At 69.9% G+C, this 16734-nt stretch carries 7 protein-coding genes; 3 read left to right on the top strand and 4 right to left on the bottom strand.

Annotation, left to right across the window (positions count from 1 at the left end; translation table 11 throughout):
• Nucleotides 1-62: 62 nt before the first annotated feature.
• Nucleotides 63-10376, top strand: coding sequence for a hypothetical protein (locus ACIQD6_RS11300; RefSeq protein WP_401880733.1), 10314 nt, complete (start codon nucleotides 63-65; stop codon nucleotides 10374-10376).
• Between the two features lie 88 nt (nucleotides 10377-10464).
• Here the strand turns inward: ACIQD6_RS11300 and ACIQD6_RS11295 are convergent, their stop codons facing one another.
• Complete coding sequence (locus ACIQD6_RS11295; protein ID WP_401880731.1) at nucleotides 10465-11361, bottom strand: 2-hydroxy-3-oxopropionate reductase; 897 nt, start codon at nucleotides 11359-11361, stop codon at nucleotides 10465-10467.
• 463 nt (nucleotides 11362-11824) lie between these two features.
• Between ACIQD6_RS11295 and ACIQD6_RS11290 the strand changes: the two genes are divergently transcribed.
• Together ACIQD6_RS11290 and ACIQD6_RS11285 are read left to right on the top strand one after the other, a co-directional pair.
• A complete protein-coding gene (locus ACIQD6_RS11290; protein WP_401880729.1) occupies nucleotides 11825-12025 on the top strand; it encodes a DUF3311 domain-containing protein in 201 nt (66 codons plus the stop codon).
• On the top strand, nucleotides 12022-13515 hold the full coding sequence (locus ACIQD6_RS11285) for a sodium:solute symporter (protein ID WP_401880727.1): 1494 nt from the start codon (nucleotides 12022-12024) through the stop codon (nucleotides 13513-13515). The genes ACIQD6_RS11290 and ACIQD6_RS11285 overlap by 4 nt, the downstream gene beginning before the upstream one ends.
• A gap of 322 nt (nucleotides 13516-13837) precedes the next feature.
• Here ACIQD6_RS11285 and ACIQD6_RS11280 read toward each other — a convergent pair whose 3' ends face one another.
• The 3 genes from ACIQD6_RS11280 to ddaH all read right to left on the bottom strand — a co-directional run bounded on the left by ACIQD6_RS11280 (nucleotide 13838) and on the right by ddaH (nucleotide 16712).
• The gene (locus ACIQD6_RS11280) at nucleotides 13838-14467 is read right to left on the bottom strand and encodes a TMEM175 family protein (protein ID WP_401880725.1); all 630 of its coding nucleotides are present in this window, start codon (nucleotides 14465-14467) and stop codon (nucleotides 13838-13840) included.
• Nucleotides 14468-14625: 158 nt separating this feature from the next.
• Nucleotides 14626-15903 carry an ornithine--oxo-acid transaminase gene (gene rocD, locus ACIQD6_RS11275; RefSeq protein WP_401880723.1) on the bottom strand — a complete coding sequence of 426 codons (1278 nt, stop codon included), beginning with the start codon at nucleotides 15901-15903 and terminating at the stop codon, nucleotides 14626-14628.
• A complete protein-coding gene (ddaH, locus tag ACIQD6_RS11270) occupies nucleotides 15900-16712 on the bottom strand; it encodes a dimethylargininase (RefSeq protein ID WP_401880722.1) in 813 nt (270 codons plus the stop codon). The genes rocD and ddaH overlap by 4 nt, the downstream gene beginning before the upstream one ends.
• Nucleotides 16713-16734 lie beyond the last annotated feature (22 nt).

The raw sequence follows: 16734 nt of genomic DNA, 5'->3' as shown, positions 1-16734 counted from the left end.
GCTCCGGTCTCAGTGGTGTCGCCGAACTCGGCGCGGCGGCCGGTCTGGGCGCCGGCGGCCTGGTGATCTACAACAAGTACTTCAACAAGGACCTGATCAACAAGGTCAATGACCTGCCGGACCCCGATCACGTGCTGGGCAGTGACCCGGCCGGTGGCGGGTCGGGGAACAATGGCCCGGGTCCCTCGAAGTCCCCTGTTTCCCCGGGCCCTTCGAACGTGGTCAACAACGGGAACCTCAATCCCGGCACGTCCCTTGTCACCCCCGGCCTCGCCACCCCACGGCCGGACACCACCTCCTCCACCGACAGCCTCGACTCCTTCCTCGACCGCCCCGACCTCACCGCACCCCCGCCGCTCCCGCCGCGCCCGCTGCCTGTCCGCGGCGTGGACGGCGGGACATCGAACTTCACATCGACGGGCGACGCCCCGACGAACCAACTGCCGGACAGCACCCACGACGCGGGCAACACGAGCGACACGGGACTTCCGCCGCTGCCGTCGTCCACGTACATCTCGCCGTCGTCATCCCTGCCCGACAGCACGTCCTTGTCCGACAGCATGTCCCTGCCCGGCAATGTGCCGCTGTCCTCGGCACTGCCTCAGACCGGGCCCTTGACCACGCCCGCGCCCACGTCCGTGCCTGTGTCTTCGCGGACGTCGGGCTCCTCGTACGTAACGGATCCGGATTTCCTGGCGGTACCCGACGTCGATACCAGTACGGGCAGGACGCCGGGCCAGCAGAGTGCACCGAACACACCGAACACACTGGGCGCACTGGGCACACCGGACGTACTGAACACGCAGAACACACCGAACACGCCGGGCTCGCAGGGGCAGTCCGACCAGTCGGGCCGGTCGGGGCAGCCTCAGCAGTCGGGCCGTTCCGACCAGCCGGGTCAGCCCGAGAGGCCGGAGCAGTCCGGGGCCGTCGACGACCTGGAAGAGCTCGACCAGCCGGAACTCTCGTACGGCCCGGAGCAGTTGACCACAACTGGCCCGGAGCAGTTGACCACAACACCACCTGGTGACTCCCGTTCTGCCGGTGGAATCGCGGATGCGGTCGGGCCCCTGGAGGGGAACGGCTCCGTGTCGTCTCCCGATACGAACGAGTCCGCGGCATCCGCGTCCGTACCCGCCGCGCGGACGCCGGAGCCCGTCACACTCGAGCCCGTCACGCCGGAGCCCGCCGTGCCCGTCGCCGACCCGGTGCCCGCGGAGCAGTGGCGGGGTGAACGCAAGGCCGCCCCGCCGGTGCCGCTGTGGACCGAACGGTTCGATCCGGGCCGTGACCCCGGCCACCCCGACCGGGACCCGGGGCTGCTGGACGGACGCGACACCCTGGTCCGTATGTGGGTGCAGCGGATTGAGGCCGAGGACCACCGCTGGGTGCGGAACCTGTCCCTGCACCTCCCGGTGACGTTCGGAGAGGGCTTCGAGCCGGACGGACTCGACGCGTACCAGGGCCGGATGAACGGACTCCTCAACGCCCACTTCAACCAAGGGCTGTTGCTGCCGGAATCGGGTGACCAGCTGCACATCGACCTGGTGCTCACCCCCGCGCCCGACCACCCCGAGGCCGTGGAGCTGAGCAGGACGCTCCACCCCGCCGACTCCGACCAGATGCACTTCCGGCTGCACGCCGACGATCCGGAGGCATCCCCGGAAGTCCGCGAGGAGAGACGGATGAGGGACGACGCGAAGTCGCTGCACGAGGTGGTGCACTACGCCGGGCTGCCGGACCGGGGGCTGGCGGCCGACGCGCTCTTCCGCCGCCTCATCCGGCAGACCGACAGCTACGGTGTGATGACCGGCCTCAGCCGGTTGCCGGATCCGGACGGCGCGACCGTACCGCTGCACTACCTGCGGACCATCGAGGCCGTCATCGACACCGGCGCGGTCGTCCGCGACCACCCGCTGTCCGCGCGCGTCACAAGGTCCGCGACCGGTACAACACCTGCGACCGGTACAACGCCCCTGACCGGCAACGACGTTGATGTTACGGCGCGGTCGACGCGGATGCTCTCGCCCGCCGACGCGCCACCGGTCCATCCGCCCTCACGCGGCACCGGGACCATCGCCACCGCGCTGGCTCCCGCCGCTCCGACGGCGGCCCCGACGGACTCCACCGCCGAGATCGCCCCCGCCACACCCATCGACACCACGTCGGCCGACATAGCCCCGATCACCGGCACGACCACTGCTCCCGCGCCCGCCGTCGCGGTCACCCCGATCACCGACACTGATCCCGATCCCGAAATCGATCCCGAAATCGCGATCACCACCGCCACTCCCGAGACGGCCCCCGAGACAACCCCCGCCCTCCCCGTCACGAAGTGGATCAACAGCAAGCTCGACGAGACCCACGCTCCCGAGGTGGTCCGCGACATGGCGCCCCCGTCTCCCGAGCGGCGTCAGGCGGCCCAGTTCGACGAGGGCTACAGCATGCCCGCGTACGTAGACGATCTCCGGGCACTTCTGCCGCCCGGCCTTCCCGCCGACGAGCTCCGACAACTCCTTGCCGCCCCGGACACCTTCGGGCAGAGCACCGTCGTCCTGCGCGGCATCGACCAGGTCGTGGAAACGATCAAGAGCGAGCTGTCGCGTCGTCCCGAGGCCCGGCTGCCCGAGGGGGCCACCCAGCTTCTGACCGATATCCGGCAGACGCTCCGGGACAAGCCGAAGACGCTCACGGACGGCGGGCGCCCGTTCCCGTACGTCAACGCGGACGGGAACCTCCGGGTCCTGTACCTCAACAGGCGCCATTACGGTGCGTGGAGCTCGTTCAAGGACGACTTCGGCCATCCGACGAAGATCGACAGCATGCATCGGGGCGCCGCGACCTTCGGCCTGTCCAAGAACATGCAGAGCACCTCCCAGTTCGGGCTCTCCGGGCCGATCGGTCCGGCCGGCACCCTCGCGTACGGCGGTTTCGGCCGCCTGGCCTTCCGGTTCGGTTTCCTCAACAAGGTCGGCTACACGCTGACGGACCAGCGTATGAACCAGATGGAGACCCGTACGCTCGACGGCTCCCGCAGGTATCTGGACGATCTGTACTACGAGATGCACATTACGGACGCCGCCGGACGGGTCGTGACGGGCACAACGACTGTCACGGGCACAACGACTGTCACGGGCACCACGACCGTCACGGGTACCACGACCGTCAACGACGAGCAGGCGCGGTTCGGCTTCGGCGTACGCCACGGACTGCTGGTGCGCCTGCCCGACAGCGTGACGAAGATGTCGAAACCCGGCCGGATCCCGCAGTCGATGGAGCTGGACCGGAATTCGCAGTACCGCTTCGTCCGCACCGAAGGGTTCGGTCCCGTCGCGGCGATCCGCGATTGGGCGGCCACGCGCATCGGGGCCCTGCCGGGAAGCACCGCCTACGGCGAGTTGGACACGTTCTTCTCGGGCGACAGTTTCCAGCGGCACGGCGGGACGATGTCGCGCGGCCGGATCACCACCCCGCCGCTGTTCGCGGACGACGGCAAGAAGTCTCCGCTGGGCGTCTTCGTGGTGGAGGAGGTGATACCCCGCTCGGCGATCCTGGTCGGGGAGACGGACAAGGCCGAGATGCGGGACATCAACACCTCGACGGTGCGTAACGAGCGGAGCCGGGCGGAGGGGAACAGCCTGGCGGTGCAAGCGGCCGGCGGCCCGGCGTTCAACTTCGAGGACCCGCTCGGTGGGCCGTTGGACCTGCGGCTCCAGGCCGGGCCGACCGGGCAGTACGGCTACTCGACGAGCCGCTCGGCCGGCCTCGGCGGCGCGGGGACCACCAAGTCGGCCGGGCAGGTCAAGGGCCCCAGGACCGCTCTGTACCTGGTGGTGAAGTCGGTACGGGTACGGCGGAGCGGTGACGCCGGCCCGCCGACGCAGTTCCTCACCTGGAGCCTGGACCGGATGACCAGCTCCGAGGCGCGGCGACTGGCCGGCTGGGACGACGGGACGTCGCTCGCCCTGCGACACGGCGGACCGCCGCTCGTCCCGGCCTATCTGACGGTGGACCGGCCGCGCACCCTGGGAATGCATCGGGTGAAGGAGTTCACGTTCGACGACGGCCTGCGCACCGACGCCGCGGCGGACACCGGGGACGCCGCCGGCCGCACCCTGCTGGACGCGTTCGCCGACCGGGTCGTCAGCGCCGTCGCCGCACAGCGCGGGGGAATGGTGGCGCCGCTCGGCCAACTCCTTCCCCCCAACCTGCCGAAGGGCTGGCGGGCGCGCTTCAACAGCCTGCTGGAACGGGATCCTGGCCAGCTGCTCAGGGCTGCCCGGAACCAGCCGGTACCACCGCAGTGGTCCGACCCCGCGAAGTACCACACGGCGCTCCAGAACACCCTGCAGATCCTCGGTGTGCTGTCCCAGCAGAGTGTCACCGCGAGCCTGGAGGCGCTGACCACGGTCGGCCTGCGGATCCGGCTCACCGACCCGGACGCGGTCGGGCAGACGTACTACTACCTCTGGGTGCGCGGCGAGCTGACCGGGCGGCGGTACGAGGGCAAGGACATCGACGAGGGAATGCGCTTCAGCGCCCACGGCAGCGACCGGCTGGACGGTCAGGTGAGCGCGAAGCGCGGCGCCGAGGTGGGCTTGGAAGGCACTCTTTCGGGGCGTGACAACAACGTCGACAGCATCGGCATGCGCCAGAACACGCTCGGACTGACGCTGGGCGCGCGCAAGGGATGGCAGCGCGAGGCGGAGACCGCCTTCGGCTCGACGGTCACCAACGAGCCGATGTCGGTGAGCAACAAGCCCACGCACCTGTACCGCTACGACCTCGCGCTCACCGCGGTCATGGGCGGCTACTGGCGGCCCCGCGGCCTGGTCCGGGGTCTCGGCCTCGGGCTGCCCGGACTGCTGGTCCTGGACGAGCCGGTCAATGTGCTCCTCGGCAGGACGCCACGCGGTTTCCTGCGCGGCGGTGGCCCGGTGACCGGGCAGGTACTGCTGAGTGTTCCTGTTCAGCACACGCCCGACGCCGACCCGCACGCGGATGGGGCGCTCAACCCGTATCTGACGGCCGAGCCCGCAGCCGTACCCATGGCCTCCGAGCGGGCCCTGGCGCTGGCGAGGGGCGACCTCGTGCTGCCCGGTGGCGGGGGGCTGTCTTCCGAGCGGCTCGCCGGGCGGGGCACCGAGCAGTTCAGGCAGCTGCGGCAACACCCGTTCGTGCTCGTGAACATGGTGCTGTCGCCCGAACTGACCGCCGCGGTGGACCGGACCCTGGCGCTGTCGTCGGGCAGTGCCTGGCAGCTGGTGAAGGAGGGCGCCCCCACCCGGGAGGCGGTCGTCCGTACCTTTTCGCCCCAGTACCTGGCAGCGAGCTTCGACCAGAGTTCGGGGCCCCTGGGGCTGACCGGCAGCGGCCTGATGGCCAAGGGGCCCGCCGGTGACCTGTGGGGGACCTACCGGTACGCGACGACGGTGGCGGGTCTGCACGCCCTGACCCCGTCGATGCCCATGGACACCGAGATGACGCTCGGCGGCACCCGGCAGGCGGCCGGCAAGATCAGCGCGAGCACGACCCTTGTCTTCGGCGGGCAGTTGATCTACTCCGTGCCCCAGCACCCCGGCCACGGAGTGCTGGGCGGGTACGGGCTGGTCGCCAACCCCGTGTCGCGGTCGGGCGCGCGGAGCCGCAGTGTCGTCCGGACCGTCGTCGCCGACATGAACCGTAAAGGGTTTACCCACCAGGTACTTGTGGCCGGTGACGTGGACCACTGGTTCGCGATGACGACCAGCCGGCTCGGGATGGGCCGGATCGGGACGGCCGCGTCGGCCAGTCCGTACGTACCCCGGCTGCTCGCCGGGGCGGCCGGGGTGAGTCTGACGACTCCCGGCGGTCTGCTGGCGCATCTGCCCGAGAAGAGCGCGCACATGATGGGGCTGCTCGACGACGGGCTGGGCGAGGTGCCCCGCTACACCGGGCAGGCGTGGTCGACGCAGCCGTGGCTGCGCGGCAACGCGTTCGGCACCTACGCGGTGAACGCGCTCGATCCCACGGAGGCGTTGCTCGCGTTCGAGGCCAGGATCCGGAAGCTCGGTCTTGACGAGGCGAGCCGGGAGAGGATCCGGCAACTGGTCACGGCCCGTGCCACGCGGGCCCTGAAGGGGGAGATGACGACCACAGGTCCCTCGACCCCCGTCACCGCCGGCGCCTGGGGGTGGGGCGGGGTGTGGATCGGCAGCAGACGGGTCCGGGCCCGCGTCGAGCTGATTCCCGGCACGCCCGAGTTCCAGGGCCTTGACCACAGCGTGGAGTTGGAGGAGAACCGGCGGGCCGTCGAGAGCGTACAGACCGGCTCCGAGTCCTCGTCCGGCGCCGACATCGGAACCCTCACCAGCCAGATGGTGTACACCGGCAACCCGGACGTCGTGGGCTCCGGGCCCACGTACAGCGAGAGCGGCTCCCACAAGAAGACGATCGCGTCGAGCCACGCGACCACCTCGATCACGATCTACCGGGCGGCGTCCACCGAGCCGCATGCGGAGATCGTCACCCCGTACCGGCTGCGGATCACGCTGGAGGCGGACGACAGCCCGGACATGGGCGGACCGGCCGGCCGGGAGACGCCTCGGGAAGGGGAGGTCTCGGTATTCGACCGCATACGGGGGAGGGGCCGGATCGTCGAGGAGCACGACGTCGGGGACTTGCGTGAGCACCTTCCGCTCAGTCTGATGGAGCCGGTGCTGCCGACGCCGGTGCTGCCGTCGACTGCGTTGCCGATGTCCGTGCTGCCGATGTCCGTGTTGCCGTCGTCCGTGTTGCCGTCGACCGTGCTGCCGACGGGGGACACGGTGAGCGACGACCTGTCCGACTCCGGCGCGCCCGTCACCGCTCCGCCGCTGCCCGCACCGGATCCGGGGGCCGATCCCGCCCTCGCCGGGCTGCCCCGACCGGTACCCCTTCCCGAGGCGGGGCAGCAGCTGGTCGTCCGGTACGGGGACGGAGTCGAGCGGCCGTTCGCCTTCCCCGAGACCGGCTTCCACGCCCGGGGGATCGTCGGACTGGAGAACATCCGGGCCGCCAACGACCTCCTCCTGACGAGGTCGTACGACGCCGGCTTCTCCCTCCGGGCCCTGGAGGCCGAGAGCGGCCCCGACGAGGCCGCCGTGGCACAACTCCTCCGGCGGGCCAAGAGCACCGGCCTGACCGCGCTGGGCACCGGCTCCGCGCAGGCGCTGGAGGACGGCACCAGCTACATGGCGCTCACGGCGTTCTACCCCCAGACCCTGGAGTCGGCCGGGTACGAGGTGGCGGGGCTGGCCGAGAAGCACCTTTTGTTCAGCACCGACACCGGACAGCTGACTCTGCGCTCCACTCCTGACTTCAGCCGTGCGCTGCTGCTGACCGTCGCCGACGGCAAGAAGCTGGAGGTGCTCAAGCGGTACGGGGAGAACGCGAGCACCTCGTCGGCCGATGAGCACAGTCAGTCCGCGAGCTTCGGCGGCGGGTTCCTGTACAACTCGCCCGACCAGGCGGGACTCAACCAGGTGGGGGCCTTCGGTCCCGGTCCCAACGACCTGGACGGTGACGCGATGCCGGTTGCCGACGAACACCTGACGTCGCGCAACCTCAAGCCGAACACCGGGCGATCGTTCCTGTTCGCCGTCCCCACCAGCTGGCTCAGCGTCGGCGATGTGCACCGGAACGTCCTGGACTCGAAGGCGGCGAACAGGATCCGTGGCACCTTCGGCCAGGCGGCCCGGTCGGGGCCGCAGGCGATGACCTCCGAGGCGTATGTCATCGCCTGGGTACGGGAGGACATCGCCCGCGAGCTGATGCTCATCACCGACACGAATTTCCCCAAGAGCGTCGGCGAGGCGTGGGACGCGGTCAAGAACGTGAGCGGGGACTGGGTCAAGGCGGACCAGGCGTACTGGAAGAAGCGCCGCGCGATCATGGGCCTCCGTACCGAGCGGGACGCCGCGAGGGCTGCGCTGGACAGGGCCGATGACCAAGTCCGGTCCGCCCAGCGGGTTCTCGACGTCGCACGTGCTGAGGTCACGGCGGAGGCCGCGGCCGCGCAGGAAGTCCGCGACGGTGCCGCCGTCCAGGAGAGGGAGGCAGCGCAGCGGCTCACCGATGCCCAGCGGGCGAGCATGGCCGCGACGGAACTGGCGGCTTCCGCCCAGGCCGCCTTCGAGGAGCGGCGCCGGGAGCTTCCTCCACTCCTCGACGCGGCGAACACTCTGGCCGCCGAGTATCACCGGGTGCGCCATGCCACCGACCAGCTCACGCGCTGGCATCAACTGATGGCCACGGAGGAGGGCCGCCGGAGTCTCCAGGGCCGAGAGGAGCCGATGGAGGTCACGTACGAGCGGGTGAAGGGGGCGGCGAAGCGGGTACCGCCCCGGTACACCAGATCCGGCGAGGGCACGGACACCCGGCTCGTCTCCCCACTCATCGGGGAGCTTGACGGGGAGCCTGGCGGCGAGACGGCAGACGCGGAGTCCGCGCTCCGGGTCTTCGAGCGAACTGCCCCCGTGGAGTACGCGCTTCACCCTGTGCCCGAGGACGGCGACGAGTTCTTCCACGTGCTGCTGGAAGGGCTGGTCCGGGCCGGGCGGAGCGATGCGCTCATGTCGGAGGGCATCGATGTGAACGGGCCCCGGCAGGCGGCGATCGACCGGCTGCGAGAGGTACTGGCCGCGCGGCTGACCGATCCGAGCGAGAGCGGGCTGACCGACTTCGTCACCGTGGACGGTACGGATGTCTTCTCCCCGCCCGAGACCGCCGGTGCGGGACTCGACCTCGGCGAAGACACGCCGGCGCGCAGGGAGTTCGACGCGCTGCACGTGATCCCTCATGCCGTGGACCTCGCCGACGACGTTCGGACCCGATTGGCGGCCGCCCTGCTCAGGCGCCCGAGTGACGCCGACGCGGACGCGGGAAGGAACAACTCCGCGGCCGACCTGCTTCCTGAGCTCGCCGTCCGGGTGTTCCGCGTGCGGATCACCGTTGTCAGGGATGACGGCGGTTTCCAGGATTTCGCACCGCCTGAGCCTGGCCCGAACGCCGGAATTCTCCAGGACGTGCTGGACGTCGCCAGGGGCAACGACTCCCGTGCTCCCGCGCATGTGGTGCTCAGCCTGGCCGACGGCCACTACCAGCTCGCGGTCCCGGTGAAGCCCGTGCCGGCCGAGGTGACGGTGGAGCCGGAGGGTAAGGGGACCGACGGGGTCGGTCAGGGTACCGACGTACGGGCCGAGGGCGTTGACGGGGCCGGTCACGGGACGGACGTACGAGCCGAGAGTGTTGACGGAACTGGGCAGGGGACGGACGTACGGGCCAAGGGTGTTGAAGGGACCGGTAGCGGCGCCGGCCGGCAGAACACTGGCCAGGAGGACACAGGCCGGGAGAGCACAGATCAGCAGGAGACGGGCCGGCGGGACACGAGTCAGCGGGACACGGGGCAGCACACGCAGGACCACACCACCGCCCCCGTGACAAGTGGTACCGACGAAGGCAGCGCCACTGTCCAGGGCCAGGACAAGGGCAAGCAGCCCGGCAAAGAGCCGGGCGAGGACCGGATCGAATCCACCATCGATGAGCCGCGCACGGACCACGAGACCGCCCTCGCCGCCTACAGCGAGGCCATTCGGACCGTGGCTCTCCTCCAGCGTCGCGTAGAGACGGGGGAGGGCGGCAGCCAGGATTTCGCGAGGCTCCAGAGCGCCTGGGAAGCGGCAGGTCAGGCGCTCTGGCGGTTCGATGACGCGGTGGACGGGCTACGGAAGCTCGCTGCCGATGCCGCCGCGGACAACGCGGCGGCGGCGCTGGTACCGCGCGTCAGCCGCACGGAGAGCGAACGCCTGCTGGCCGCCGCCCTGGTCACGGCCGCCGACCTGCCCGAAGTCCCGCCGCTGCTCGGTCCCGACGAGACGGTGACCGCGGCCGAACTGAGCAGGGCGGGCGTCACGAACCCGGGGGCCATGGTTCAGGCCACTCTGAACGGAACGCTCCGGGTGCGTGACAGCGGAATCGAACCACTCGACCACGTAAGGCTGTTGATGGTCGGACGCGGGCAGGACGACCACGTCGGAACCGGCCCGTGGGACGAGGCGCTCGACGCCGTCGCCGCGCGGGCGTCGCGGCGGTTGTGGCGCTCGGCGTACGAGGACTTCGCGCTCGCGGTGTCCCAGGGTTCCGGTGAGCTCGCGCTGGATCCGACGGATGTGTGGCGGCGGGCGGTGGCTCTGGTTCTGCCGTTGGAGTCGCATCCGGTGCTCGGCGACTCCCGGTACGCCGGAAGCGAGTTCCGCGATGCGGTACGGGAGATGGCCGAGCGTCTGGCGGCCCATGGGCGGGACGCCCGATCTGGTGGGGAACTGGTGGGCGGGGTGCGGCACGCGCCGGGGAGATAGACGCCTGCCCGCCTCCGAGGGGCCGTAACGGCCGAGAGCCTCGCGGCCCAGCCCTTCGGCGACCCCGACACGGTCGACCCTATAGAGGTCAGTGGACGTCGCGGCCGGCGAGGCGCTCGACCCCGCGCAGGAGCGCGGAGTGGTCCAGCCCGCCGTCGCCGCAGGCGCGGGCGGAGGCGACCAGTTGGGCGACGAGTGCCCCGACGGGCAGCGGAGCGCCCACAGTCCGGGCGGCTTCCGTGACGATGCCCATGTCCTTGTGGTGCAGATCGATACGGAATCCGGGAGTGAAGTCGCGGCCCAGCACCGAGGCGCGCTTGCGGTCGAGGACGGTGGAGCCGGCCAGGCCGCCCGCCAGGACGTCCAGCGCCGCTTCGAGGTCCACCCCGGCGTTCTCCAGGAAGACCACGGCCTCGGCCAGCGCCTCCAGGTGGACGGCCACGATCAGCTGGTTGGCCGCCTTGACCGTCTGGCCCGCCCCGTGCGGGCCCACATGCACGACGGTGGTGCCCAACGCCTCGAACACCGGCCTGGCATCGGCGAAGTCGGCGGGCTCGCCGCCGGCCATGATGGACAGCACGCCCTCGATCGCTCCGGCCTCGCCACCGGAGACCGGGGCGTCGAGCGTACGGATGCCCTTGTCCCGCGCGGCGGCGGCCACCTCCAGCGAGGTCTCCGGGGTGATGCTGCTCATGTCGATCAACAGGGTGCCTGGCGCGGCATGCCGCAGGACTCCGTCCTCGCCGAGGACGACCTCCTTGACCTGCGCGTCGGCCGGGACCATGGTGATCACGACCTCGGCGTCGCGCACCGCCTCGGCGATGCTGTCGGCGCCCTCGCCGCCTGCGGCGATCAGTGTGTCGACGGCGGGCCTACTGCGGTTGTAGCCGGTGACGGTGTGGCCGGCCTTCAACAGGTTGACGGCCATCGGGCCGCCCATGATGCCCAGGCCGATGAAAGCGATCCTCAGCGGGGTCGTACCCATCGCACGTGTCCTTTTCTGTCGGTGCTGTGTGCTGTGTGGAGAGGCGGTGCCCGGCCGGAAGCCGGAGCGGATCAGTTGGCGGTCGGTGTGGACATGGGATCCGCCCTCGCACGGTCGGGAGAACGGCGTCCGGCAGGACACCGCCGATAGCTTCTGCGATGTGGATACTATTTTCTGCATTGCGGAATAACAACCCCTCATCATCCATGTCATCGAGATCGCGGGCCCCGCCGCGCCGCGGCCCGCGACCGCACCGGCCGGTGGCTACCACCAGGCGGTTTTCAGGGAAAAGTTGATCTGGCGAGCTCACGCGAAAGCGTTGACAAGGTCACCGGGCAGACCTATACATCTCACAACTGAAAAAACACTTCCGCACAGCGAAATTACTGATCCGCAGCCATGGGTACGGTCCGGAGCAGCCCATGTGGCCAGTGCTGTGCTGCCCGCCCCAGGAGGTTTTGACGTGAAACCCATCCACCTGCTCGGTGCGATCCCGTTCATCGGGATCCTCGGCGGGATCTTCTTTGTGAACCGAGTGACCCCTTATGTCCTCGGCATGCCGTTCAACCTTTTCTGGCTGGTCATGTGGGTCGTCCTGATCTCGGCGACCATGGCGGTCATCTACCGGCTGGACCCGGCCAACCGCGAGGAGCACACGTCATGACGGCTATCGCGGTCATCCTCGTCTTCCTCGCCGCCGCCCTGCTGTTGGGTCTGCGTGCCCGCCGCGGCAAGGACATGGACTTCGAAGAGTGGTCGGTCGGCGGCCGGGGCTTCGGCACGGTCTTCGTGTTCCTGCTGCTGGCCGGCGAGATCTACACGACCTTCACCTTCCTCGGCGCCTCCGGCTGGGCCTACGGCAAGGGCGCCCCGGCTTACTACATCCTCTGTTACGCCTCGCTCGCCTACGTCCTCTCGTACTGGCTGCTGCCGGCCATCTGGCGCTACGCCAAGGAACACCGGCTCATCTCACAGTCCGACTTCTTCGTGTCCAAGTTCGACAGCCCCTGGCTCGGCGCGCTCGTGGCGCTCGTCGGTGTCGTCGCGATGGTGCCGTACCTCGTCCTGCAGCTGAAGGGACTCGGGATCATCGTCTCGCTGTCCTCCTACGGGCACATCTCGCCGCACTGGGCCATCATCATCGGCACCGTCGCACTGACCGTCTATGTGACGATCTCCGGCATCCACGGTTCGGCCTGGACGTCCGTGCTGAAGGACGGCGCCATTCTGGCCGTCGTACTGATCCTCGGCATCTACCTGCCGGTGCACTACTTCGGTGGCATCGGCGAGATGTTCCGGGCCGTCGACAAGGCCCAGCCGGAACTGCTCACCCTCCCCTCCAGCGGCATGAGCACCTCGTGGTTCGCCTCCACCGTGCTCCTCTCGGCGGTCGGCTTCTACATGTGGCCCCACACCTTCAGCGCCTCCTACAGCGCGCAGAACGAACGGGTCTTCCGCCGCAACGCCATCTTCATGCCGCTCTACCAGCTGATCCTGCTCTTCGTCTTCTTCGCCGGCTTCGCCGCGGTCCTCGTCGTCCCCGGACTCAAGGGCGCCGACGCGGACCTCTCCCTGCTCCGTATCACCGTCGAGTCGTTCCCCCCGTGGTTCGTCGGCGTCGTCGGCGGAGCGGGCGTACTGACAGCGCTGGTCCCCGGGTCGCTGCTGCTGATGTCCTCGGCGACCTGCCTGGCCAAGAACGTCTACCGTCTCGCCCGTCCCCGGACGACCGATGCCCAGGTCGGCCGACTGGCCCAGCTGCTGGTACCGGCGATCGCGCTGATCGCCCTGTTCTTCACGTTCAACGGCGGCAGTTCCATCGTCTCCCTGCTGCTCATGGGATACGCCCTGGTCACCCAGCTCTTCCCCGCCCTGCTGGCCAGTCTGGCCTCGCGCCGGATGGTCACCAAACAAGGTGCTGCCGCGGGCATCGTCGTCGGGGTGATCACGGTCGCGCTCGTCACCATCACCGGTGTGTCCGTCGGCAGTCTGCTGCCCGGCCTGCCCCAGGCCGTCAAGGACCTCAACGTGGGCGTCGTGGCGCTCGTCCTCAATGTCCTGGTGATGATGGCCGTCTCCGCGGCCACCCGCACACCGGCGGACGACGATGACCGTGTGGACCTCCGGCCCGAGGCTCCGGCCAGCGCCGGCTGACCGGAGGCACACTCGCTCCCGCCGCGACGCACACCACCGCTTCACCGGCGGGAACACGCTCCGCGAAACGGCAACCCCGCAACGGCCGGAGCAGGGCCGGGCTCCCTCAGCCACGATCGCTGCTGGAGCCGGCCCCACGTACGTGCGTGTCGAGGAGCATCAGCAGCGCGCCCAGCGCGCCCAGCGGGTTCGGCGTCCCGGCTGCCCAGGTGGACGGTGTGCCCCGCCGCGATGAGCCGACGGGGTCTCGTAGCCGAGCCCCTTGTTCGCTCTGGTGATCAGTGTCGCTGTCATGCTTCCCCCATTCAACGGAGCGGAGCCGTCAGCCAGTCGTCCGGTCTTCCGCCTGAGCCCGTTGCCGCCGCCCGAGCATGATCTTGACGGGGACCAGCGCCAGCCAGGTGTACAAGGCCGCCGTGGGCGAGGCGAAGGCGATCGGCGCCGACGCTCCGAAGACCAGGATGCTCGTCCCCAGATCGGCGAGGATGTTCCGGCCGACGTGGTCGGGGACGGGATGGGCCATCCACGGGCGGCGCCAGATCGTGAGGAACAGTGCCAACTGGAGCAGGTCGATGACGACGACGGTGACCGCGTAGACGGCGACGGCCAACGGGCGTGAGGCGTACTCGGACAGCATCGCGGTGGGGAAGGGAGTCAGCGCGATCGCTCCCAGGCCGGTGAGCGCGAGCCGCAGGGTCAGCCCGTCCACCTGCCGCGCCAGTTGCAGGATCTGGCGCTGGTCACGCCAGAAACCGGCGAGGATGGTGAAGCTCAGGGCGTAGGCGCCGAGATGGGGCAGTGAGTCGTGCACCGCTCGGCGGAAACCGTCCGCGTCCAGTCCGGCGGCCACATGGACGTCGAGTACCAGCAGGGTCATGGCGATGGCGAAGATTCCGTCGGACAGGGCGATCAGCCGGTCCGGGCTCCTCATGTCCGCGCTGCCGTTGCTCACCGGGCCCAGCGTGCTCGGTCCCCGGCGCAGGGCTCTTCATTAGGCCGACAGCGGGCACGCTGCCTCCGGCCGCCCCGGAGCCCCCCGGCGCCGCGCCGGAGACCCCCGGCGCGCCCCGACCGGCGGCCCATGGCGGCCCGCGGGCGGCGGAGGCGCCCTCAGCCGGTCACGGTCTCCGTGACCACGGCGATCGCGTCCGTCAGCTCCTCCTCGGTGATGGTCAGCGGCGGGGCCAGCCGGATCGTGGAGCCGTGTGTGTCCTTGGCCAGCAGTCCACGGGCCATCAGCCGCTCGCTGATCTCACGGCCGGTGCCGATCGCGGGGTCGATGTCGATGCCGGCCCACAGACCACGGGCGCGGTAACGCAGCACGCCCTTGCCGACGAGCGGCCGCAGGCCCGCTTCGAGGACGGTGCCGAGATGTGCGGCGCGCTCCTGGAACTCGCCGGTGCGCAGCAGGCCGATGACCGCGTCCGCGACCGCCGCGGCCAGCGGATTGCCGCCGAAGGTGGAGCCATGTTCACCGGGGCGCAGCACGCTCATCACATCCCGTCGGCCCACGACGGCGGAGACAGGCACGATGCCACCGCCGAGCGCCTTGCCGAGCAGCACCAGGTCGGGCGTCACGTTCTCGTGCTCGACGGCGAGGGTACGGCCCGTACGGCCGAGCCCGGACTGGATCTCGTCCGCGATGAACAGCGAGTTGGACGCCCGGGTCAGCTGTCGCACCCCGGCCAGATAGCCGTCGTCGGGAATGACGACACCCGCCTCGCCCTGGATGGGTTCGATGAGTACGGCCGCCGTGGTCTCGTCGATCGCCGCCTCGATCGCCGCCAGGTCGTTGTAGGGGACCACACGGAAGCCCGGGGTGAAGGGGCCGAAACCTTCGCGCGCCGTCGGGTCGGTGGAGAAGGAGACCACGGTCGTGGTCCGGCCGTGGAAGTTACCGTCCGCGACGATGATCGTCGCCTGGTCACGCGGCACGCCCTTGACCTCGTACGCCCACTTGCGGGCGATCTTGATCCCGCTCTCGACGGCCTCGGCACCCGTGTTCATCGGCAGGGTGACATCCAGGCCGGTCAACTCGGCCAGCCCCTCGGCGAATCCGGCCAGCCGGTCGTTGTGGAACGCTCGCGAGGTCAGTGTGAGCAGGTCGAGCTGTTCATGGGCCGCCCGGACGAGCGCCGGGTGGCGGTGGCCGAAGTTGAGCGCCGAGTAGCCCGAGAGCATGTCGAGATAACGCCTGCCCTCGACGTCCTCGACCCAGCTCCCCTCCGCTCGGGCGATCACGACGGGCAGCGGGTGGTAGTTGTGCGCGAGACCGGTCTCCTCGGCCCGGATCAACTCGGCGGAGGAGCGCGGCGCGCCGCCGGGTGCCGTGGTGTTCCGGTCGGCCGGGGCGGTCACGGTGTTCTGGGCGTTCGTGGTGGTGGTCATGAGCGGATCTCCTGGGTGCAGCACTTGATCCCGCCGCCTGCCTTGTGCAACTCGGACAGGTCGACGGGTACGGGCGTGAAACCGCGGTCGGCGAGGCGCTCGGCGAGCGTGGTGGCGTACGGGGAGATGAAGACGTTCCGGCCGTCGGACACCGAGTTGAGACCGAAGGCCATGGCGTCCTCGCGTGTCGCGATCACGGCTTCGGGGAACAGCGTCCGCAGCACCTCCTGGCTGCCGGGGGAGAATGCCGCCGGGTAGTAGGCCACGTTGGTGTCGTCCAGCGCGAACAGCGCGGTGTCGAGGTGGTAGAAGTACGGATCCACCAGGCGCAGCCCGACGGTGGGCAGGCCGAAGTGCTCCTGGGCCTCGTGGTGGGCGCTGGTGGTGGTGCGGAAACCGGTGCCCGCGAGGATCAGATCACCGACCGGCGTGAGGTCACCCTCGCCCTCGCACACCGACTCCGGTTCCCGTACGTCGAACCCGGCCTCCTTGAACCAGAGGTGGAAGAGGCCGGCCTCGGGCTGCCGTTCGGCCGCGTGGAAGCGTGACCCCAGGACCCGCCCCCGGACGACGGCCGCGCCGTTGGCGGCGAACACCATGTCGGGCAGTCCCGGCGCCGGCTTCACCTCCTCGACGGTGTGGCCGTGCGCCCGGTAGACATCGACCAGGGTGTGCCACTGCGCGTCCGCCCGCTCGCGGTCGACGGTGGTGCCCTCGCTCATCCACGGGTTGATGACGTAGGACACGTCGAAGTACGTCGGCGCGCACATGAGGTAGCGGCGCGCTGTGAAGGCGTGTGGGGAAACCATCGACTGCCTGTTCCTCTCGCCG

Source organism: Streptomyces sp. NPDC088400, from assembly GCF_044753355.1.
GTDB lineage: Bacteria > Actinomycetota > Actinomycetes > Streptomycetales > Streptomycetaceae > Streptomyces.
Note: the sequence above shows the minus strand (reverse complement) of the source record. Positions and strands in the feature narration are given on the sequence as shown.

What these genes read in the sequence shown, in the direction of transcription:
- ACIQD6_RS11295 (WP_401880731.1), bottom strand. Translation starts at nt 11,361, where the DNA reads ATGGGTACGACCCCGCTGAGGATCGCTTTCATCGGCCTGGGCATCATG.
- ACIQD6_RS11285 (WP_401880727.1), top strand. Translation starts at nt 12,022, where the DNA reads ATGACGGCTATCGCGGTCATCCTCGTCTTCCTCGCCGCCGCCCTGCTG.
- rocD (WP_401880723.1), bottom strand. Translation starts at nt 15,903, where the DNA reads ATGACCACCACCACGAACGCCCAGAACACCGTGACCGCCCCGGCCGAC.
- ddaH (WP_401880722.1), bottom strand. Translation starts at nt 16,712, where the DNA reads ATGGTTTCCCCACACGCCTTCACAGCGCGCCGCTACCTCATGTGCGCG.